Annotated in this window: 19 protein-coding genes; 7 read left to right on the top strand and 12 right to left on the bottom strand. The window is 72.5% G+C overall.

The window, feature by feature from the left end; translation table 11 throughout:
- Positions 1-259 precede the first annotated feature (259 nt).
- Entirely contained in the window at positions 260-907 is a 648-nt protein-coding gene (locus tag ABT048_RS13710) for a TetR family transcriptional regulator (protein WP_030055725.1), read from the top strand.
- Between the two features lie 243 nt (positions 908-1,150).
- Here ABT048_RS13710 and ABT048_RS13715 read toward each other — a convergent pair whose 3' ends face one another.
- From ABT048_RS13715 to ABT048_RS13740, 6 genes are all read right to left on the bottom strand, one after another.
- Positions 1,151-2,095: a beta-ketoacyl-ACP synthase III gene (locus ABT048_RS13715; protein WP_350521552.1), complete on the bottom strand. Its 945-nt coding sequence runs from the start codon at positions 2,093-2,095 to the stop codon at positions 1,151-1,153.
- Positions 2,096-2,235: 140 nt separating this feature from the next.
- Positions 2,236-3,564 (bottom strand): L,D-transpeptidase family protein, encoded by a 1,329-nt coding sequence (locus ABT048_RS13720; protein WP_350521553.1) that lies wholly within the window; start codon positions 3,562-3,564, stop codon positions 2,236-2,238.
- Between the two features lie 127 nt (positions 3,565-3,691).
- Positions 3,692-4,855, bottom strand: a complete 1,164-nt coding sequence (gene mqnE / locus ABT048_RS13725; RefSeq protein ID WP_350521554.1) for an aminofutalosine synthase MqnE — start codon at positions 4,853-4,855, stop codon at positions 3,692-3,694.
- A 51-nt stretch (positions 4,856-4,906) separates the two neighbouring features.
- Complete coding sequence (locus ABT048_RS13730) at positions 4,907-5,869, bottom strand: threonine ammonia-lyase (RefSeq protein WP_350521555.1); 963 nt, start codon at positions 5,867-5,869, stop codon at positions 4,907-4,909.
- A 3-nt stretch (positions 5,870-5,872) separates the two neighbouring features.
- Entirely contained in the window at positions 5,873-6,331 is a 459-nt protein-coding gene (locus tag ABT048_RS13735) for an Lrp/AsnC family transcriptional regulator (protein WP_030055719.1), read from the bottom strand.
- Positions 6,332-6,450: 119 nt separating this feature from the next.
- Positions 6,451-7,134: a UbiX family flavin prenyltransferase gene (locus tag ABT048_RS13740; RefSeq protein WP_350521556.1), complete on the bottom strand. Its 684-nt coding sequence runs from the start codon at positions 7,132-7,134 to the stop codon at positions 6,451-6,453.
- A 67-nt stretch (positions 7,135-7,201) separates the two neighbouring features.
- On the opposite strand from ABT048_RS13740, the gene ABT048_RS13745 reads away from it, so the two are divergent.
- From ABT048_RS13745 to ABT048_RS13770, 6 genes are all read left to right on the top strand, one after another.
- Positions 7,202-7,954 (top strand): cyclase family protein, encoded by a 753-nt coding sequence (locus ABT048_RS13745; protein ID WP_350521557.1) that lies wholly within the window; start codon positions 7,202-7,204, stop codon positions 7,952-7,954.
- Between the two features lie 75 nt (positions 7,955-8,029).
- Positions 8,030-8,746 (top strand): MOSC domain-containing protein, encoded by a 717-nt coding sequence (locus tag ABT048_RS13750; protein WP_350521558.1) that lies wholly within the window; start codon positions 8,030-8,032, stop codon positions 8,744-8,746.
- 188 nt (positions 8,747-8,934) lie between these two features.
- Positions 8,935-9,321 (top strand): glycine cleavage system protein GcvH, encoded by a 387-nt coding sequence (gene gcvH / locus ABT048_RS13755; RefSeq protein ID WP_350521559.1) that lies wholly within the window; start codon positions 8,935-8,937, stop codon positions 9,319-9,321.
- Between the two features lie 70 nt (positions 9,322-9,391).
- Complete coding sequence (locus tag ABT048_RS13760) at positions 9,392-10,147, top strand: alpha/beta fold hydrolase (protein ID WP_350521560.1); 756 nt, start codon at positions 9,392-9,394, stop codon at positions 10,145-10,147.
- 359 nt (positions 10,148-10,506) lie between these two features.
- Complete coding sequence (locus tag ABT048_RS13765; protein WP_350521561.1) at positions 10,507-12,939, top strand: HelD family protein; 2,433 nt, start codon at positions 10,507-10,509, stop codon at positions 12,937-12,939.
- Positions 12,940-13,041: 102 nt separating this feature from the next.
- A complete protein-coding gene (locus ABT048_RS13770; RefSeq protein WP_350521562.1) occupies positions 13,042-14,277 on the top strand; it encodes an MFS transporter in 1,236 nt (411 codons plus the stop codon).
- Between the two features lie 62 nt (positions 14,278-14,339).
- Here the strand turns inward: ABT048_RS13770 and ABT048_RS13775 are convergent, their stop codons facing one another.
- The 6 genes from ABT048_RS13775 to ABT048_RS13800 all read right to left on the bottom strand — a co-directional run bounded on the left by ABT048_RS13775 (position 14,340) and on the right by ABT048_RS13800 (position 20,435).
- A complete protein-coding gene (locus ABT048_RS13775; protein WP_350521563.1) occupies positions 14,340-15,290 on the bottom strand; it encodes an ATP-grasp domain-containing protein in 951 nt (316 codons plus the stop codon).
- 38 nt (positions 15,291-15,328) lie between these two features.
- Entirely contained in the window at positions 15,329-15,745 is a 417-nt protein-coding gene (gene panD, locus ABT048_RS13780) for an aspartate 1-decarboxylase (RefSeq protein ID WP_350521564.1), read from the bottom strand.
- Between the two features lie 93 nt (positions 15,746-15,838).
- Positions 15,839-16,480 (bottom strand): methyltransferase, encoded by a 642-nt coding sequence (locus tag ABT048_RS13785; protein WP_350521565.1) that lies wholly within the window; start codon positions 16,478-16,480, stop codon positions 15,839-15,841.
- A 31-nt stretch (positions 16,481-16,511) separates the two neighbouring features.
- Positions 16,512-17,843, bottom strand: coding sequence for a hypothetical protein (locus ABT048_RS13790; RefSeq protein ID WP_350521566.1), 1,332 nt, complete (start codon positions 17,841-17,843; stop codon positions 16,512-16,514).
- Positions 17,840-19,021 carry a GNAT family protein gene (locus ABT048_RS13795; RefSeq protein WP_350521567.1) on the bottom strand — a complete coding sequence of 394 codons (1,182 nt, stop codon included), beginning with the start codon at positions 19,019-19,021 and terminating at the stop codon, positions 17,840-17,842. Before ABT048_RS13795 ends, ABT048_RS13790 begins: the two co-directional genes overlap by 4 nt.
- Before the next feature lie 55 nt (positions 19,022-19,076).
- Positions 19,077-20,435 (bottom strand): DUF6002 family protein, encoded by a 1,359-nt coding sequence (locus ABT048_RS13800; RefSeq protein WP_350521568.1) that lies wholly within the window; start codon positions 20,433-20,435, stop codon positions 19,077-19,079.
- Positions 20,436-20,672 lie beyond the last annotated feature (237 nt).

Raw genomic sequence — 20,672 nt, forward strand, 5'->3', positions numbered from 1 at the left:
TTGCGCTCGGCGCCCCGGACCGTCCACTTCGGAACGATTCAGGACCCACCCCGAGTCGTCACGCTCCGTCACCCGACCACCCCTCAGCGGACTCGCCGTCACGCTGTGAGATCAAAGGCACACGGGGGGGCTTCAACAGGGGCTTCGGAGCCCGGTGAATATCCGTCCGAAGTGGTTCATGCCGCTATAGCGCCCCCCGTGCGGAGTAATAGTCGCATCACCGAATCGCGCCAAGATCGTGCCACGGTAAGCTGACGGCATGACAGGACAAGTTCGCACCGTCGACGGTCGCGTCGCCGGGCGACGCGGACAGGAGACGCGGCAGAAGCTGCTCGACTGCCTCCGCGAGATGCTCAGCACGTCGCCCTATCGGGACGTCAAGGTCATCGACGTCGCCCGTATGGCGGGTACCTCCCCCGCGACCTTCTACCAGTACTTCCCGGATGTCGAGGGCGCAGTCCTCGAAATCGCCGAGGAAATGGCCAAGGACGCCGACACCCTCAAAGAGCTGGTGGCCGGAAAGTCCTGGGCAGGGAAGTCCGGACCGACCACTTCGGAAGAACTGGTCGACGGATTCCTCGCCTTCTGGCGCAAGAACGACGCCATTCTCCGAGTGGTCACGCTCGGTGCCGCCGAAGGGGACAAGCGGTTCTTCAAGATCCGCATGACGGTCCTCAACGCGGTCGCCAAGCCGCTCGCGGAAGCCGTCAAGGAACTCCAGGCGAAGGGTCAGGCCGACAAGTCGCTCGACCCGAACGCCGTGGCCGGGGCCCTGGTCTCGCTGCTCGCTTCGGCGGCCGAGCACCAGAAGGCCTTCACTTCCTGGGGCGTCAAGGTCAAGGACCTCAAGCCCAACCTCGCTCCCCTGGTGTACCTGGGCGTCACCGGCAAGAAGCCGCCCAAGTAGACCGATCCCCACACCCACCATCCGCTCCGCGCGCAGCCCCGGCCTCCTGTCCGGGGAACGACGGACGGCGGCCGTGTCCTCGGGGGAGGTCCGCCGACGTACCGCACCGCGCGCCAGACATGCCGGTGGGCGGGCACCCGTACGAGGGTGCCCGCCCACCGGCATTCGTCGTTCGCGGAGCCTTCCGGCCGTGGCCGGGGCCCCGTCTTCGGGACCCGGGCCTGCGGAGGCTTGAGAGGGGTCTCAGGGGCAGCGCACGACCTGTCCGGCGTACGCCAGGCCGCCGCCGAAGCCGAAGAGCAGGACCGGGTCGCCGGGCGAGAGCTCGCCGCGCTCGACCAGCTTGGAGAAGGCCAGCGGGATGGAGGCCGCCGAGGTGTTCCCGGAGTCGACCACGTCCCGGGCCACCACCGCGTCGGCGAGGCCCAGCTTGCCGGCGATGGCGTCGATGATCCGCAGGTTGGCCTGGTGCGGGACGAAGCCCTTCAGCTCGGCCGGGTCGATCCCGGCGCGCTCGCAGGCCTGCCGGGCGAGCGGGGCGAGCTGGGTGGTGGCCCAGCGGAACACCGACTGGCCCTGCTGGCTGATCACCGGGTCCCAGCCGGTGATCACCACGGCGTCGCCCTTCTCCGGCTCGGTGCCCCAGACCACCGGCCCGATACCGGGCACGGCGCCCTCCTCCTGGGCCTCGACCACCGCGGCGCCCGCGCCGTCGCCGAAGATCACGCAGGTGGAGCGGTCGGTCCAGTCGAGCGTGTCGCTCATCCGCTCGGCGCCGATCACCAGCGCACGGCGGGCCGCGCCGGCCCGGATCGCGTGGTCCGCGGTGGCCAGGGCGTACGAGAAGCCGGAGCAGACCGTGTTGATGTCGTACGCGGCGGGCGAGCGCACCCCGAGCCGGGCGGCCACGGCGGCCGCGGTGTGGGGGCTGCGCTCGATCGCGGTACAGGTGGCGACCACCACGAGGTCGATCTCCGCCGCCGTCCGACCGCTGTTGGCGAGCGCCTTCTGCGCGGCCTCGGCGGCGAGGTCGACCAGGCTCTCGCCTTCGGCGATGTGCCGGGTGCGGATGCCCACCCGGCTGCGGATCCACTCGTCGTCGGTGTCGACCAGCGCCTTCAGGTCGTCGTTGGTGAGGACCTTGGGGGGCTGGTAGTGCCCGAGTGCCACAATGCGCGAACCGCTCATGCTGCCATGGAACCGGGTTACCCGCTGGTCAGCGGGGCACGACCGGCGACAGGATCCGCGCTCATGATCTGTAGGGGATCGACAAGGACCGTTGGGGGGACCGGGTCCGGTCCCCGCGTCCGGGCGCGGACGGCGGGGGGTCAGGTGGCCAGGGTGGCGGTGTCGCCCATCACGATGACCGGGTGGGCGGCCGGATCCAGGGTACGGATCAGCTGGGCCATCTTGTCCTCGGGGATCGACACGCAGCCGTGGGTGGGGCCGTCGTGGTCCACGTGGAGCCAGATGCCGCCGCCCTTCTTGGCGCCCATCGGGCGGCGCGCGTCGAGCGGGGAGTTTCCGGCGACGCGGTTGTAGTTGATCGCGACCACGTAGTCGAAGGATCCGGCCAGCTGGTCGCCGAAGAAGCCCGTGCCGGAGACCACGAAGCTCGGGTCCTTGTCGTACGGGAGCTTGCTGCCCGGGTCGGCCAGGCGGCCGCCCGCGTCGCTGAGGCCGAAGACGCCGATCGGGCTGCGCAGGTCGCCCTCGTTGTGGTCGGTGGTCCAGCCGTTCTTGCCGTTGTGGCCCTGCCAGGTCTCGCCGGCCAGCCAGCGCCCCTCGGGGGTGCGGGTCCACAGGACGACGGTGTTCTTGTCGGTGTTCTTGTCCGCGCCGGAGGCGACCACGACCTGGTTGGTCTCGGCGGGGATCTTCGCGGTGAAGCTGGCACCGAGGCCGGGTATCGCGGCCACCGAGGCGTCCGGGCGGGCCTCGCCGCGGGCGGCGGCCTGGGGCGCTGCCTGCCGGTCGGAGGCGGCCTGGACGGCCGCGGGGGCCGGGGCGGGCTGGTCGGGCTTGCTGACGCCGTCGGGGCCGGGGCCGTCGGCCGCGGCGAGGCCGGGCTTGGCGCCCTCCTGGCCGACGGTGTACCAGCCGGCGGCGGCCGCCACCAGCAGGGCGGTGCCGGCCATCACGGCCTTGCCGTGACGTTTCTTCTGCTTCGCCTTGCGCCGTCGGCCCCGGGCCGCCGCCCGACCGCCCGCGACGGGCGTGGCGGCGGGCACCACGGGCGCCAGGGGCGCGAGGGGCACGGCGGCCGACTCCTGGACGGCCGGCTCCTGCACCGGCTCGTACGGCCCGAACGGCTGCGCGTACGCCTCGGAGTACCCGTCAGCGGTCTGCTCGTAGGACGAGTCGTACGGCTGCTCGTGGACGTGCTCGCCGGACTGCTCGTACCCGGGCTCGTAGGACTGCTCGTAAGGCTGCTCGTAGGACGTCTCATACGACTGCTCGTAGGACGTCCCGTACGGCTGGTACACGCCCTGGCCGTAGTCCTGCCCGGCGGGCTCCGGGTACACCTGCCCGACCGGCTGCGGGTACGGCTCGTACGTGCCGTACGGCGCCTCCTGCGACTGCTGCGGCACCCCGTACACCGGCTCCTGCATCGGCTCGTACGGCGGGTACTCGGTGGCGCGATGAGAACCGGACATGTCGTCGATCCTGCCAAACGGCATACCGGTTGGTAAACCCGGGTCGCGTGCGGAGGCCGTGAAGGCACCGCCGCCCGGGCCGGAGTGCGGCCCGGGCGGCGGGGAAGTGCGCAGGTCGGAGGGTGCGTCAGAGACGCATCGCCTGCGGCGACTCACGGCGCATCGGGTCCGGGCCCTCGTACTCGCGGATGATCTCGTAGCGGGTGTTGCGCTCGACCGGGCGGAAGCCGGCGTCGCGGATCAGGCCCAGCAGGTCGTCACGGCCGAGCTTGTTCGGGGTGCCGAAGTTGTCCGCGTCGTGGGTGATCTTGTACTCGACCACCGAGCCGTCCATGTCGTCCGCGCCGTGGCTGAGCGCCAGCTGCGCGGTGGTGACGCCGTGCATCACCCAGAAGACCTTGACGTGCGGGACGTTGTCGAAGAGCAGCCGGGAGACGGCGAAGGTCTTCAGCGCCTCGGCGCCGGTGGCCATCTCGGTGCGGGCCATCAGCCTGTTGCGCACGACGCCGTCCTTGGAGTCGTGGAAGTCGTGCTGGTAGCGCAGCGGGATGAAGACCTGGAAGCCGCCGGTCTCGTCCTGCAGCTCGCGCAGCCGCAGCACGTGGTCGACCCGGTGGCGGGGCTCCTCGATGTGGCCGTACAGCATGGTGGCCGGCGTCTTGAGGCCCTTGGAGTGCGCGAGGCGGTGGATCCGCGACCAGTCCTCCCAGTGGGTGTCGTGGTCGACGATGTGCTGCCGGACCTCCCAGTCGAAGATCTCCGCGCCGCCGCCGGTCAGCGACTCCAGGCCGGCGTCGATCAGCTCGTCCAGGATCTCGTCGGCGGACAGGCCGCTGATCTTCTCGAACCAGTGGATCTCGGTGGCGGTGAAGGCCTTCAGCGAGACGTTCGGCAGGGCCGCCTTCAGCTCCCGCAGCGAGCGCGGGTAGTAGCGCCACGGCAGGGTCGGGTGGAGGCCGTTGACGATGTGCAGCTCGGTGAGGGAGTCGACCTCCATCGCCTTGGCGAGGCGGACGGCCTCCTCGATGCGCATCGTGTAGGCGTCCTTCTCGCCCGGCTTGCGCTGGAACGAACAGTACGCGCAGGACGCGCTGCACACGTTGGTCATGTTGAGGTGGCGGTTGACGTTGAAGTGGACGACGTCGCCGTTCTTCCGCGTCCGCACGTGGTGGGCCAGCCCACCCAGCCAGGCCAGGTCGTCGCTCTCGTAGAGCGCGATCCCGTCCTCGCGGGTCAGCCGCTCACCCGCGTAGACCTTCGCCTCCAGCTCGCGCTTGAGCCCTGCGTCCATGCGGTGCCCCGCCTCCTCCGACTTCGATTCCTTGCCGGAACGAGGTTACGCCTATGCCGAGAGCAGCTCCGCGAGCAGTGCGGGTTCGATGTTCCCGCCGCTGACCACGGCCGCCACCAACTGGCCGCCGGTCTCGGCGGCGCGGTGGAAGTACGCGGCCGGGGCGACCGCCCCGGAGGGCTCGGCGACCAGCCGGCCGCGCCGGGCCAGCAGGGCGACGGTGGCGCGGATCTCGTCCTCGGTGACGGTGACGATGTCGTCCACGTAGGCGGTGATGTGCTCGTACGGCAGCACGCCGACGGACGGCGTGCGCAGGCCGTCCGCGATGGTGCGGTAGGTGTCGGCGACCGGCCAGGAGAGCCGTCGGCCGGCCCGCAGGCTGGCCTGGGCGTCCGCCGCCAGCTCGGGCTCCACCCCGATCACCCGGATGCCCGGGCGGGTGAGCTTGAGCGCGGCCGCCGTGCCGCCGATCAGGCCGCCGCCGCTGACCGGCACCAGGACGGTGTCCAGCCCGGCCGGGGCGTCCTCGGCGATCTCCAGGCCGACGGTGCCCTGGCCCGCGATGATGAACGGGTCGTCGTACGGGGGGACCCAGACGTAGCCGTGCTTCTCGGCGAGCTCGCCGGGCAGGGTGTCCCGGTCCTCGGGCGACACCAGGACCACCTCGGCGCCGAAGGCCCGGGTGGCGTCCACCTTCACCGCCGGCGAGGTGTCCGGCATCACGATCACGGCCTTGATGCCGAGCAGCCCGGCCGCGTACGCCACCGCCTGCGCGTGGTTGCCGCTGGACTGGGCGACCACGCCGCGGGCCCGCTCGTCCGCGGTGAGCGCGGCCAGCCGGTTGTAGGCGCCGCGGGTCTTGAACGCACCGGTCGGCTGGAGGTTCTCGGGCTTCAGCCAGAGCTGCCGCTCCCCCTCGGCCGCCCAGGGGGCGGGAACCAGCGGGGTGCGCACGGCGACCCCCGCGATCCGCTGCCGAGCCGCGCGCAGCTCCTCCAGTCCGACCAGTGCCATGCGTCACTCTCCTACAGGAGGAAGTTCACTCACCCGGTTCTCCCACTTCGTGGAGAGTACGACCGTGGTGCGGGTCCGGGCCACGCCTTTTGTGCCCGAGATCCGCTTCACCACCGACTCCAGGCCCGCCACGTCGGCCACCCGGACCTTGAGCATGTAGGAGTCGTCACCGGCGATGAACCAGCAGTCCTCGACCTCGTTGAGGTCCTTCAGCCGGAACGCCACGTCCTCGTGGTCCGCGGCGTCCGTGAGCTGCAGGCCGATCAGGGCCGTGACGCCGAAGCCGAGCGATGCCGGGTTGACCGTCGCCCGGTAGCCGGTGATGACCCCGGCCTGCTCCAAGCGGTTGATGCGGTCCGTGACGCTCGGGCCGGAGAGTCCGACCAGCCGGCCCAGCTCGGCGTAGGACGCACGGCCGTTCTCCCGGAGCGCCTGGATGAGCTGTCTGTCCACCGTGTCCATATACCGTCCGCGTCCTTCCGAACCTCTCCAGACCCACAGATCATTATCCGGATTCAAAGGCGCTGTGCGCCGACCGACCCGGATATCGCAGAGAACATACTCTCCCGCCCTCGGTCTCCTTACTCCCCCTCAGCCGGAGCGCCGTCCCCGCCGCCGGTCCGGCGGGCCGCCGCCCCCAACTCCCCTTCCCAGCGCAGGTACAGGGAATGCGGTACGCCGACGGCGTCGAGCACCCGTCCGGCGACGAAATCCACGAGTTCGCGCACGGTGGAGCCGCCAGCGTAGAAACCGGGCGAAGCGGGCAGGACGACCGCGCCCTGCGCGTCGAGTTCCACCAAGTGCTTCAACGTCACCCCGTTGAGTGGCGTCTCGCGGACGCACACGACGAGCGGCCGGCGCTCCTTGAGGGTGACGCTGGCGACCCGCTGCAGCAGGTCCTTGCTCAGCCCCAGGGCGATCCCGGCCACCGCACCGGTGGTCGCGGGCACCACCAGCATGCCCTTGGCGGGGTACGAGCCGCTGGACGGGCCGGCCGCGAAGTCCCCGGCGGGCCAGTAGCGGACGTCGCCCAGGCCGTCCTCGGGGCCCTCGACGCCCAGCCAGGCGGCCAGGTCGGCGCGCCAGTGGGCGTCCCGGAAGGAGATGCCGGTCTCGTCCAGGATGGTCAGCCGGGCGGCCCGGCTGACGATCAGGTCCACCGCCTCCCCCGCGGCCAGCAGTCCCCGGATCACCGAGGCCGCGTACGGCGTCCCCGACGCGCCCGAGACCCCTACCACCCACGGTTGACGCTTCGCATTTCCCATGGGGCATTTCTATCCGGCTTCCCCCGGTCCGGCCGCATCCGCGGTCGCCCCTGGAAGGATGGGGGCCATGGCAGCGACCCTCGTCGACCTCACCCATCAGGTGACCACCGCGATGCCGGTCTACCCCGGCGACCCGGCCGTCGTGCTGACGCCCGCGCTCACCACCGCCACCGCCGGGGTGAACGTGCTGGCCCTGCACCTCGGCTCGCAGTCCGGGACGCACGTGGACGCGCCGTACCACGTGGACGTCACCTGGCCGACCCTGGACGGGCTGCCGCTGGAGCGGTTCACCGGCCCGGCCGTGCTCGCCGACCTGCGCGGGCTGGAGCCCCGGGCGGCCGTCACCCCCGAGTTGCTCGCCCCCGCGCTGGAACGGGCCGCGGACTCCGGCGAGGGCACCGTCCTGCTGCTGGCCACCGGCTGGGCCCGGCACTGGGGCACCGACGCCTACCTCGCCCACCCGAGCCTGACGCCGGCCGCCGCGGAGGCCATCGTGGCCGCCGGGGTGCGCACGGTCGGGGTGGACGCGCTCAGCGTGGACCCGACGCCCGACCCGGGGCCGGGTGACCCCGCGGTGGCCGCGCTGCTGGCCGACCTCACCGACGAGCACGACCCGGACGCCGCCGACGAACCGTCGCTCGCCGCGCACCGGGTGCTGCTGGGGGCGCCCGGCGGCGGAGTGATCGCCGAGAACCTGACCGACCTGCGGGCGCTGCTGGAGGCGCAGGAGGCCGGCCGCCCGGTGACCGTCTCGCTGTTCCCGCTGCGGCTGGTCGCGGCCGACGGCGCCCCGGTACGGGCGGTGGCCCGGCTGGGCTGAACCGCGCCGATCGCCGCCGCCCGTACGCCACTTGGTCTAGACCATCCCCCGGTGGCGGCAGTACGCTGTCCGCCCATGGCTGAGATCATCGGAGTGATCGAGCGACTCTGGCGCTACCCCGTGAAATCCACCGGCGGCGAGCGGCTCGACTCCGTCGAGGTGGACCGGCGCGGCCTGGCCGGCGACCGCCTCTACGCCGTCCGCGACGCGACCGGGAAGCTCGGCTCCGGCAAGAACACCCGCCGCTTCCGCCGGATGGACGGCCTGCTGCGCCTCTCCTCCCGCCTCGGTCACCGGATCGACGGCCCCGAGCTCTTCGACCCGCTCGGCCGCCCGGTCGACCGGCCGACCGCCTTCCTGCGGGCCTACCTCCAGCGCGCGGACGTCGAACTCGCCCGCGAGGACGCCGTCCCGCACTTCGACCGGCTGCCGGTCAGCCTGCTCACCACCGCCACCCTGGACTGGGTCCGCGAGGCCGTCCCCTTCGCGGTCGTCGACGAGCGCCGCTTCCGGCCCAACATCGTGCTGCGCACCCCGCCCGGCACCCCGCCGTTCGTCGAGGACGCCTGGTTCGGCCGCCGGGCCCGCGCCGAGGCCCCGGGCAGCGCCCGGCTCGCCTTCGTCACCTCCAGCGAGCGCTGCGCGATGACCGGCGCCCCGCAGCCGGGGCTGCCGCACGCGCCCGAGATCCTCAAGGCCGTCGTGCACGCCCACGACGGCCGCCTCGACGCCCTCGCCGAGGTCGCCGCCCCGGGCCGGCTCCGGGTCGGCGACCGCCTGGTCCTGGACTGACGCCGACTCACTTCGCCGTGCAGGGAGGTCCGATCGGGCAGAACGGGTGTCCGGCCGGGTCGGCGCGGCGCAACGCCCGATTCTCACTCTTTCGGGTGACCGTCACGGCGGCGGACGTCGGGCTGTAGCAGGCTGAAACACCGGAACTGACGATTCGTCAGTCGAACGCCGATCCCACGGAGGCCGCGATGTCCGCAATCCCGAACAACCTCAAGTACACCGAGGATCACGAGTGGGTGGACCTCTCGACGAAGGGCAAGGCCCGCATCGGCATCACCGACTACGCGCAGAAGCAGCTCGGTGACATCGTCTTCGTCGAACTCCCCAAGAAAGGGCAGAAGTTCACGAAGGGCGACGCGTTCGGCACGGTCGAGTCGGTCAAGTCGGTGAGCGACCTGTTCGCACCGATCCCCGGGACGGTCGCCACGTTCAACGAGGAGCTGGAGAGCGATCCCGAGCTGATCAACAGCGACCCGTACGGTGACGGCTGGATCATGGAACTCACCCTGGACGGGTCCGCGGCGCCGACCGAGCTGCTCACGGCCGCCCAGTACAAGGCCCACCTCTCCGAGTAGCGGGCGAGCGGACCGGACGCCCCGCGAACCGGCCGTTCGGGCGGGCGGGCCGAGGGGAACGACCCATGGCATGACGATCCCTCACCGCACGACCGGCACCGGCGACCACCACGTCCTGGTCCTGCACGACTGGTTCGGCACCAGCGCGGGCTGGGGCCCGTTCCTCGACTACCTCGACGGCGGCGCCTTCGGCTACGCCTTCCTCGACTACCGCGGCTACGGCGAGCGCAAGGACGTGACCGGCGACTACACCCTCGCCGAGATCGCCTCCGACGCGCTCGCCCTGGCCGACCAGCTCGGCTGGGACCGCTTCTCGGTGGTCGGCCACTCGATGGGCGGCAAGGCGGCGCAGCAGGTGCTCGCCGAGGCGCCGCTGCGGGTGCGCAAGCTGGTCGGCCTGGCCCCGGTGCCCGCCGGGGCCTACCCGCTGGACGAGGCCGGCGAGGCGCTGTTCCACGGCGCCGCCGGGGACCGGGAGAAGCGCCTCGCGATCCTCGACCTGGTCACCGGGCAGCGGGCCGGCCGGGTCTGGCTGGACCGGATGGTCGACCAGTCCCTGCACCTGTCCACGCCCGAGGCCTTCGGCGGCTACGTCCGCGACTGGACCACCGCCGACCTGGAGCGCCGGATCAGCGGCAACCCGGTGCCGGTCAAGGTGATCGTCGGCGCGCACGACCTCGCCCTGACCGCCGACGTCATGCGCGCGACCTGGCTCACCCACTACCCCAACGCGGAGCTGGAGGAGCTCGGCGGCAGCGGCCACTACCCGATGTACGAGACCCCGGTGGCCCTGGCGGCGTCCCTGGAGGGCTTCCTGCACGACTGACACCCGCCGGCGGCGCGCGGGAGGTCGGCCGGGCCGGCTTCCCGCGTCCGGCCCGGGGAAGCCGCCCCGAACAAGTCTGCTATACTGCCCGCAGGTTCGTGATCTCCGAACCGGCTTCCCGAGGCGCTGCACGGTGGCTCCGCCACCCCGCCTCTCCCGCTCGCTCCCCGGCTCGACGGGTGCACCGCGGCGGACCGCAGGACACAGCACAGCAGCCCGACGACGCGATTCCCGGCCTCCGGGACCCACGATCGTCGACCCCGACACCCTCCAGGCCACCGGCCGGGAGGGTGTTCGTCGTTTTCCGCCCCCGTCACCGGCGCGCCACCGGGCACGCCGGCCTTCGCCATGGAGCCGCTATGACGTCTTCCCCACCGGAGCACCCGGCCGAGCCGGCCGAGCTCCACCGTGAGCAGAACCAGCTCGACCTGCTCTACCGTCAGATGGACGTCCTGCGCGAGGAGACCGGCCGGGAACTGCGCGACGTACTGCACGAGTCCACCGGCACCGCACAGGCGCGGGTGGAGCGCGGGGCCACGGCGGCGCGGCTCGGCCGGCGGCTGGCCGCCCTGGAGGCCGCCGAGCACGGCCTGTGCTTCGGCCGGCTCGACCGGGCGGCCGGTGACCGGCTCTACATCGGCCGGATCGGCGTCCCGGGCATCGGTCCGGACGACGACCCGCTGCTCATCGACTGGCGCGCCCCCGCCGCCCGGCCGTTCTACACCGCCACCGCCGCCGCCCCCCAGGGGGTCCGGCTGCGCCGCCACCTGCTGACCCGCAACCGCCGGGTCCTGCGGGTGGACGACGAGGCGTTCGACGACCTCGCCACCGTTCCCGACGACACCCTGCAACTCTCCGGCGAGGCCGCGCTGCTGGCCGCCCTGCGGCAGAGCAAGACCGGCCGGATGAAGGACGCCGTCGCGACCCTCCAGGCCGAGCAGGACCGCATCATCCGCGCGCCGCACGCGGGCGTCCTGGTCGTCCAGGGCAGCCCGGGCACCGGGAAGACCGTCGTCGCCCTGCACCGCGCCGCCTACCTGCTCTACACCCACCAGCGCCTGGAGCGCACCGGAGTCCTGGTGGTCGGTCCGAACCCGGTCTTCCTCGACTACGTCGGCCAGGTCCTGCCCGGCCTCGGCGAGACCAGCGTGCTGCTGTCCTCCGTCGGCGGGCTGTACCCGGGGCTCTCGGCCGTCGGCGAGGAGCCGCCGGGCGCCGCCGAGGTCAAGGGGCGGCTGGCCATGGCCGACGTCCTGGCGGCGGCCGTACGGGCCCGTCAGGCGGCCGTCACCGAGCCGGTCGAGGTGGTGGTCGGCGGCGAGTTCATCCGGCTGACCCCCGAGTTCCTGGCCGAGGCCGCAGCCGGTGCGATCGGGGACGGCGTCCAGCACAACCTCGCCAGGCCCGCGTTCCGCGAGGCCCTGTTCGACGAACTGGCCGACCGGCTGGCCCGGGTGATCGGCGAGATCGAGGCCGGTTTCGAGGACGTCCTGGCCGGTCAGCTCGACGTCTCGGAACTCGACCGGTCCATCCAGGAGGACCTCGCGAGCGTCTTCGGCGAGGGCGTCGCCGCGTACGACCTCAAGGCGCAGGAGCCGGTCGAGTTCGCCGAGCGGAAGGCCCACTGGCTGGACGCGCTGCCCCGCGACCCGGTGGCCCGCAAGCTGCTGGACTCGCTCTGGCCGCTGCTCACCCCGGAGCAGCTGCTCACCGAGCTGTTCGCCGACCCCGGCCTCCTCGCCGAGGCGGCGCCCCAACTCGGCGACGCCGAACGGGCCCTGCTGCGGCGCGCTCCGGCGGCCCCCTGGACCCCCGCCGACGTCCCGCTCCTCGACGAGGCGGCCGAACTGCTCGGCCACGACGACCGGGCCGAGACCGCGCGGGAGGCCGCCCGGCGGGAGGAGCAGAACGACTACGCCCAGGGCGTCCTGGACATCGCGCGCGGCTCCCGCGACCGGGACGGCTCGGCGGAGGACTCCGAGCGGCTGCACGTCTCCGACCTGCTCAGCGCCGAACAGCTGGCCGCCTGGCACACGGAGGCCGATTCGCGCACCATCGCGGAACGGGCGGCGTCCGACCGCTCCTGGGTCTTCGGCCACGTCATCGTCGACGAGGCGCAGGACGTGTCGCCGATGACCTGGCGCCTGCTGGTGCGCCGCTGCCCCACCCGCTCGTTCACCATCGTCGGGGACGTGGCGCAGCGCAGCGAGGCCGCCGACTCGGTCTCCTGGCAGCAGGTCCTCGAACCGGTCTTCGGCACCCGCTGGCGGATGACCGAACTGACCGTCAACTACCGTACGCCCGTGGAGATCATGGCGGCCTCGCACCGGGTGCTGGCGGCGATCGCCCCGGACCTCACCCCGGCGCACGCGGTCCGCGACGGCGCCGAGCCGCCCCGGTACGAGCGCACCACCCCCGAGGAGTTCCCGGCCCGGCTGGCCGAGGTGGCGGCCGGGGCGGCCCGCGGCAGCGCGGGTGCGCGGGTCGCCGTGATCGTGCCCACGGGCGAGCTGGAACGGCTCGCCACGGCCGTCGCCGCGGCGGTCCCCGGCGCCTCCTGGGGCACGGACCCCGACCTGCAGAAGGACGTCGCCGTCCTGAGCGTCCGGCAGGCCAAGGGGCTGGAGTTCGACTCGGTCGTGGTGGCCGATCCCCAGGGGATGCTGGACGGCTCCCCGCGCGGACTCAGCGACCTCTACGTGGCACTGACCAGGGCCGGCCGGAGCCTGCACGTGCTGCACCCCGGCCCGCTGCCGGCCGTCCTGGACCTCCGCGACCGGCAGCCCTCCTGACCGGCCCGCCGGCGCCCGCACCCTCGCCCGCCCCTCCGTCCCCCTGCCTCTCCGTCCCCCTGCCCTCCGTACGCCCGCCCGGATAAGGAATCCACCAACGACATGTCGACCACGCTGACCGTCCCGCTCCGCCAAGTCGCGGGGTTCCGGAACTTCTGGCTCTCCCGCGCGGTGTCCGGCCTCGGGTCCGCCATCACCACCGTCGCGCTGCCCGTCCTGGTCTTCCAGGAGAGCGGCTCGCCCCTGCTGGTCTCGCTGGTCGCGGCCTCCGCGACCCTGCCCTACCTGGCCTTCGGCCTGATCGCGGGGGCGGTCTCGGACCGGGTGGACCGCCGCACCCTGATGATCGTCACCGACGTCCTCAACGCCCTCTGCATCGGCTCCGTCCCGCTGGCCTGGGCGATGGGCTGGCTGACGGCGGGCCACGTCGTCGCGGTGGCCTTCCTGTCGTCGAGCCTCGCCCTGTTCTTCGACGCGGGGGTGTACGGCTTCGTGCCCGACATCGTCGGGAAGGAGAGCCTGACCCAGGCCAACAGCGCGATCTACGGCGCGGAGACGGTCGTCCGCATCGCCGGCAACGCGGTGGCGGGCGGGCTCATCGCGCTGTTCCGCCCGGCCGGCACGCTCGCCCTGGACGCCCTGAGCTTCGCCGTCTCGGCGCTCTTCATCCGGGCCGTCACCAGTGTCGCGGCCCGGATCGCACCCGCGGGCACGCGGCCGGGCTTCAAGGAGTCGATCAGCGAGGGCCTGCGCTTCCTCGCCGGCCACCCCACGCTGCGGGCCATGACGGTGGTCGGCACCCTCCAGTCGTTCTCCGGCGGTGCCATCGTCGGCCAGCTGGTGGTCTTCGCCGACCGGGTGCTGGGCATCCACGGCTCGGACGGGCGCATCGGCCTGCTCTACATGGCGTGGAGCGCCGGCGGCATCGGCGGGTCCATGCTGCTGCCCCGGCTGCGGCGCCGCTTCGACGCCTTCCCGCTGCTGCTGTGGGTGCTGCCGGTCGGGGCGCTGCTCGGCCTCGTCGTCGTCCTCACCACCGACTGGCGGATCGCTCTGGTGGCGCTCGCGGTGTGGGGCACGGCCTACCTCGTCGTCCTGGTGAACACCATGACGTACTCCCAGGAGGTCACGCCGTCCGAGCTCCAGGGCCGGGTCAACACCACCCGCCGGATGCTGTCCTCGGGCCTGGGCGTCCCGCTCGGCGCGCTGGTGGCGAGCACCATCACCCTGTCCGTCGGCATCCGGGCCGGGATGGCCACCGCGGTCGTCTCGATCACCCTCGCCGCCGTGGTCGTGTGGGCGGTGCAGCTGCGCCGTCGGCTGAGCCCGGCGCAGTGAGCAGACGGAGGCCGCGCCGCCCAAGAGGGCGGCGCGGCCTCGTCATCGTGGCCGGAACCGGTTCACCGGCCGGGCTGCTCCTCGAACCGGCGGCGGATCCAGCCGAAGAAGGCGTCCGCGACCTTGCCGAGCTCCGGCTCGGGCATCATGGTGAAGCCGCCGTGCGCGGTGCTCCACTCGTTGAGCACCGGGCCGGATTCGGTCATCAGCCAGTCGATGCACATCCATTCGGCCCGCAGGTCCTGCGCCATCCGGCCGCAGAACTCGGCGACCTCGAAGTGGTCCTCGTTCACCTCGATGCTCCCGCCCTGGCTGACGCTGGCCAGGTAGCCGCCGGGCCGGGGACGGCGGGTCAGGGAGGAGACGACCTTGCCGTCGGCCACGAAGACCCGCATGTCGCCGAGGTGTTCGATCAGGGGCTGCACGATGTAGCCGGAACCGGCCTGGGCGGCGATGTCGATCGTCGCCGCGAGCTGCTGGTCGGAGTCGACCCGCAGGACACCGAAACCACCGGTCATCTCACGCGGCTTGACGACGTACGGTCCGTCGCCGAGCTCCCGCCGCACCTCCTCGATCGCCCGGCGGGCGTACCTGCCGGGGGGCACGGTGACGGTCGGCGCGGTCGGTATGCCCAGGCCGGCGGCGTGCTGGAGCTGGGCGAGCTTGTCGCGCTCCAGGTAGTCGGGGCCGTCGAACGAACGGTTGAGCAGCACCGATCCACTGGCCTCGATGGTGCGGTAGACGGCGCGCAGCGCCTGCAGGCCCTGCGGGTCGGTGGCCATGTCCTCCACGATGAAGCACTGCCGCTGCTCCAGCAGGTCCTCACCGCCGTGGCGCAGGACGGGTCGGCCCACGCAGGACGGCACCAGCTCCGTCGCCCTGATCACCCGGAAGTCGAAGCCGCGGGGCTGCGACAGCACCGAGTAGCGCCGGGTGATGCTCTCCTCGAACGCCTCCACCTCCGCCGGATCGGAGTCCTCGGACTGGTAGATCCATGAGATCACCGGGTTCATACGCGTGAGTCCTTCTCTCGCTGGTGAGTGGGCCACCGCTACCGGGACACCCGGTTGCCGGGCGTCAGACCGAAGCCGGCCGGGACCTGCGCCGGGTCGCTGTCCTGGCTCACGATCCGGTTGTCGCCGTCCACGAAGACCACCCGGGGCTTGAGGTCCCGGGCCTCGTCGTCGGTGACCGTTCCGTACGCGATGAGGATGACCAGGTCCCCGGGGCTGATCAGGCGGGCGGCGGCACCGTTGATGCCGATGACCCCGGAGTCGCGGGGGCCCTCGATGACGTACGTGGTGAGCCGGGCCCCGTTGTCGATGTCCACGATGTCGACCTGTTCGCCCGGGAGCAGGTCGGCGGCCTCCATGAGGTCGGCGCTCACGGTGACCGAGCCGACGTAGTGGAGGTCCGCCTGGGTCACGGTCGCGCGGTGGATCTTGGACTTCATCATGGAACGCAACATGATGCGGTCTCCTTGCATGGTGTCTTGGGGTGAACTGCCAGGGCCCGTCTTCAAGCCCCCGCCTGCGGGGCGACGGGGGTCTGAACACGGGTCCTAGACCGGTTCGGGCAGTCGGGACCAGACGAAGTAGTAGTCCTCGTAGCCGTCGCCGCACTCGAAGGCGCCGACGACCTCCAGGCCCGCCTTCTCGGCCATCCCGGTGAAGTCCTCCGGGGCGGAGAACCGGTGGTTCTCCTGGACGACGACGGACCCGCCGGGCCGCAGCCGCTCCGCCGCCGCGTCGTAGAACTCCCGGTGGATGGCCCAGTCGGTGTCCTTCCAGATCAGCGGGGAGTGGCTGTGCTGGTACTCCGAACCGGCCGCGACCGCGTTGACGTGCGGCGGGTTGCCGATCATCAGGTCCCAGCGAAGGTCGCCGGGCACGTCGTCGAAGCCGTCCGACAGGTGGAACCGCACCTTCCCGTCGAGGTCGTTCGCCTCGACGGTCCGCGCGACCGCCGCCCCGGCGTCGGGGTTCACGTCGCCCAGGTCGAGGCGGTCGCAGAGACCGGCCGCCAGCAGGGAGAAGCCGATGAATCCGGGGCCGGCACACCACTCGAAGACCGAGCCGACCCGGCCGAAGCGGGACCGGACGAACGGCTCGTAGGCCCGCCCGAAGGCGTTGCCGCCACCGTCGAGTTCGGCCGTGTAGGACACCGAGAGCGGTCCGTACCGGGCCTGCGCGTAGGTCGTCATGCCATCCTCCTGGGAAGGGTTCGGGTGCCGGTCACCGGAGGGCGAGCGCCACGTTCGACAGGGCGCCGTGACCGTGGATGCTGACCACGCCGTCCCGGTCCGGCGGCAGGTAGCGCACCATGCAGCCGGCGTCCCGCCGGTCGAACAGGAACGGGCTGAACACCGGGACCACGTCGGCCTCGTGGCCGCCGGATCCGTCCGGCCCGGCGAACTCCATGCGGTACGGCACCGGTTCCACCAGCTCCTGTGCGATGTGGTCCTCCGCCGCGACGGCCGCGGCGACCACGGCCCGCCAGGTCCGCGGCGGGCACGAGCGGCCCACCACGACCTGGGCGCCGCTCATCCCGATGGCGGGCTTCAGCACGAAGTCCTCCTGCCGGTCCAGCAGCAGCTCCGGCAGCGGCACGGTACGGCCGTGCCGCTCGACCGGACGGTCCCCGACCACCCGGGTCCACGGCAGGTAGCGGGCGACGACCTCCCGGTCCCGGTCCGTCATCCACGGCCGCCCCTCGGAGACCCAGCCGAGCACCTTCTTGTTGGCGATCAGGTAGGCCGTCTGGCTCGCGATCAGGTGGACGCCGGCGTCCAGCGCGGTCCGCACGGGCGCCAGGTCGATGCCGTGCTCGCGCCATTCGAGGATGGTGAAGTGGCGCAGGCCGAGCCGGAAGCGGGGTTCGCCGGGCAGGCCGAGCCCTTCCAGCAGGTCCTCGGGCTCGAACACCTCGGCCGCCAGGCCGCGCCGGCGCAGCGACTCCGCCTGGACCTCGAAGTAGCGGCCGTTCCCCCCGACGTCGCGCAGGGTGCCGACGATCGCCACCGCGGGCGGGACGCCGAGGTCCCGGACGGCGCGGACGAAGAGGTCGTCGCGCACCGCGAGCGGGTCGACGGCGTCGAAGGGCATCCGCCCGGGGCCGCCGAACGCCGCCACCCAGGCGGCGGTGTGCAGGGCGGTGTCCACCACCCCGCCGATGCCGGACCCGATGTTGAACTCCACGAACTTGGGGCCGTCCGCGCCCACCATGACGTCGGGCCGGGCGATGCAGGTGGCGTAGTCCTCCTCCACCGGGCCGGCCGTGAACAGGGGGTACATCCGCTCGTCGGCGCCGAGGGCGGCGATCCGCCCGGCCGCCGTGGGTGCGCGTTCCAGCAGGGTCCGCCGCAGCAGGCCCAGCAGCGCCGCGGTGGCGGTGAACAGTTCGTCGTAGGAGGACCGCGGCAGCAGGACCGGCCGCAGCGATGCCGTGGAGGCCACCACGTGGGCGTACTCGCCGTCCGCCAGCCGGGCCAACTCCGCTTGCACGGCGGCCGGTTCGGCCCGATTGCCGAGCGGCAGCGGCTCGCTGCCGTACCACCGGACGGTCACGAGCCGGCCCTTCCGGTGCGCCGGCCCGCCACCGGGGCGAGGAACCGGTCGAGGTCCACCTCGCGCACCCCCGCCACCCCGGGGGACTTGGCGGAGTAGTCGAGCCGTGGGGCGCGCTGCGCGTCGTGGAAGTAGACCGCCTCCAGGGAGCCGTCCGGGGCCTCGGCGAGCAGCGGGTTGGCGACCAGGTAGTCCCGCACCTCGGGGGTGTCGCTGCGGACCTGGAACCACAGCCGCTTGTGGCCGAAGTGGTTCGGCGGCAGGACCACGCTGGTGCCGAAGCGCCGCTTCCACTGGTAGGTGCCCTTGCTGAGGAAGGGCTCGGTGCCCTGGAAGTCGAGCCGGCGCACGCCGTGGCGGGCGCACCAGTCGATCAGGAGGTGGTAGATCGCCTTGAACGCGCCGCTGTCGTAGTGCTGCTGCGCGCCGTCGGCCACGCCCAGCAGGCGCAGGGTCATGGTGCGGGAGGCCCGGTCCCAGTGGCAGAGCGCCCCGCCGATCCGCTCGCCGCCCTCGGAGAGGACGAACATCCGGCCGTTCCGGAAGAGGCACTCGTAGGAGACGTCCCTGGTCTCGGTGCGCTCCCGGGCCCCGTGCCGCTGGAACATGGTGGGGCGGTAGTGGCCGTCGTAGAAGCGGTCGAACCAGGCCGGGTCGCGGTCGAGGCCCCAGGTCCAGTCGTGGCCCTTCAGGTCGCGCCGGAACTGCTGGCGCTCCCGCCTGGAGATGCGCTGCTGGGCGCTCTCCGGGTCCCCGTCGAAGTCGATCACGAAGTGGACCCGCATCGGCACGACCAGGGAGGCGGCCGCCGGCAGTTCGCGGGCGTGCGCGGCACTCGTGCCGACGATGACGATGTCCGCGTCCGGCAGCCGCTCCGGCGCGCGGAGGGCCGCGCCGGTCAGCCGGCCGGTCCGGCGCGCGGCCCCGAGCCGGTCGGCGTCCCGCCGCAGTTCGGTGAACTCCAGGGTGTACGCGAGGCCCTCGGCCAGGCCCGCGTAGCTCACCGACAGGCCGCCGACCTCGGAGCGGACGGCCGGGACGCCGGCACCGCCCCGGACGTCCCACGCGGCCCGCGCGGTCGCGAGGACGTGGTTGCCGCTGTTGCGCCAGTGGTAGCCGGCGTGCATGCGCAGCCGCTGGTGCAGCGGGGAGCGCGGGGGCGGGACGGCGGGAAGCACGTCGGATCTCACCTCGGCAGGTCGTCGGTTCGTGCGGGCGGTACGGGAGCGGCGGTCACGAGGAGGACGTGGCCTTCAGCACCACGTTCTTGAGGTCCTCGGCGTCCTCCACCGGGTGCAGGTCGCGGACGGTGAGGTGGCCGTAGTCCCGGGCCGTGTAGCTGCCGGACCCGTGGACCAGGATGTCGGTCTCGGTCACCAGCCCGCGGTCGACCGCGTTCAGGACGCCGGTCACCGCCATGGTCAGCGACCACTCGCGCAGCTCGGTGGGGTTCGCCGGCAGCTGCACCCCCGCCGCGCCGAGCATCGCGCGGACCTGCCCGTAGCGGCTCAGGCACTCGGCCAGCGAGACCACGATGCCGGCGCCGCCCTGGCTGTGGATGATCTCGTTCATCCGCGGGGAGGTCGGCGGGTTCCGGGTGTAGAAGGTCGGGTCGAGCGTCTCGCCCGGGTCGAAGGTCGTGGCCGGGTAGTGCGGGTCGGCGCCCTGGGCGTACAGCCCGGTCTCGGCGTCGAGGGCGTACGCGGGGAGGTTGGCGGTGTCGGTGGAGCCGTCGTTGTACAGGCTGAGCACCATGTCGGGCGCGCCCAGGTGCTGGACCAGGAGGTAGCGCGGCGGCAGGGTCCGCGCCCGGACGTCCTCGGGGAGCCGGCTGCGCCCGTACGCGTGGCCGAGCAGGCCGTACGCGCTGGACACCGCGTGGACGTGCAGCCGGGCCTCGTCGGGCGCCGAGGGGAACAGCTCGGCCTCGGCCAGCGCCCTGACCACGTCCGCAGCCAGGTAGTTCTCCAGCTGCAGGGTGTACCAGAGGTTGGTCTCGCACTCCTTCTCCACCTGGCCCCGGAACTGCTCGGCGAGTCCGAGGGCGATGGTCTTCACCGTGCCGGGCGCTTCGCCGCCGTAGACCGCGATCGGGTTGCGCGCCCGCAGGGCGGGGTCGGTGAACAGCTCCGAGGAGCGCAGCTTGGCCACCGAGCCCTCGGGGACCACCGTGACCACGTTGAGCCGGTCGGCGTCGACCAGGCCGGTCCGGATGGCCCGCAGCACGGCGTCGCGCATGGCGATGGCCTTGTTGGCGGAGGACGGCGTGACGATGGTGACCCGCCGGCCGGTGTCCTGGATGAAGCGGATCGCCCTGGCGACGATGACCAGCGACGCGAAGGTCTTGGTGGTCATGGTGGCCGGGTTGCGGGTGAGGTCGAGCAGTGCGAGGCGCCGGCCCCGGTACGACGGCATTCCGACGTGGCCGAGGGCGGAGACTGACAGGTACTCGCGCATGGCGGGGGTGAGTTCGGGCAGTTCGACGCCCGGGGTGAACCCGTCGGTGTCGTTGTCGTCCCGGTCGCCCAGGAGGTCCCGCAGTGTCGCTCGGATCTCGTCGTAGTACTGGACAAGAGCGTTGTCGAGAACCACTTTTCCGTACCTTTCGGATACTGTTCCCGGCCACGGACCGGCATGTTCGGCCGACGAGTTCTTCGTCCGTGACGGGGTGGACGTCCGCAGTCCGCGCGCGTGGTCGCCGCCTGCTTGGCTCGGCCGTCGTGGTCGACCGCCTCACGCGCCGGACCGTGCCCTGGGGGAGGCCGCGAGCGCCGGGCGCCGGTGGGCGCCGGGCCACGGCAGCGGACGCGCGTTCATGGTGTCGCAGAC

The sequence above is a fragment of the Kitasatospora sp. NPDC096140 genome (assembly GCF_040303045.1).
GTDB lineage: Bacteria > Actinomycetota > Actinomycetes > Streptomycetales > Streptomycetaceae > Kitasatospora.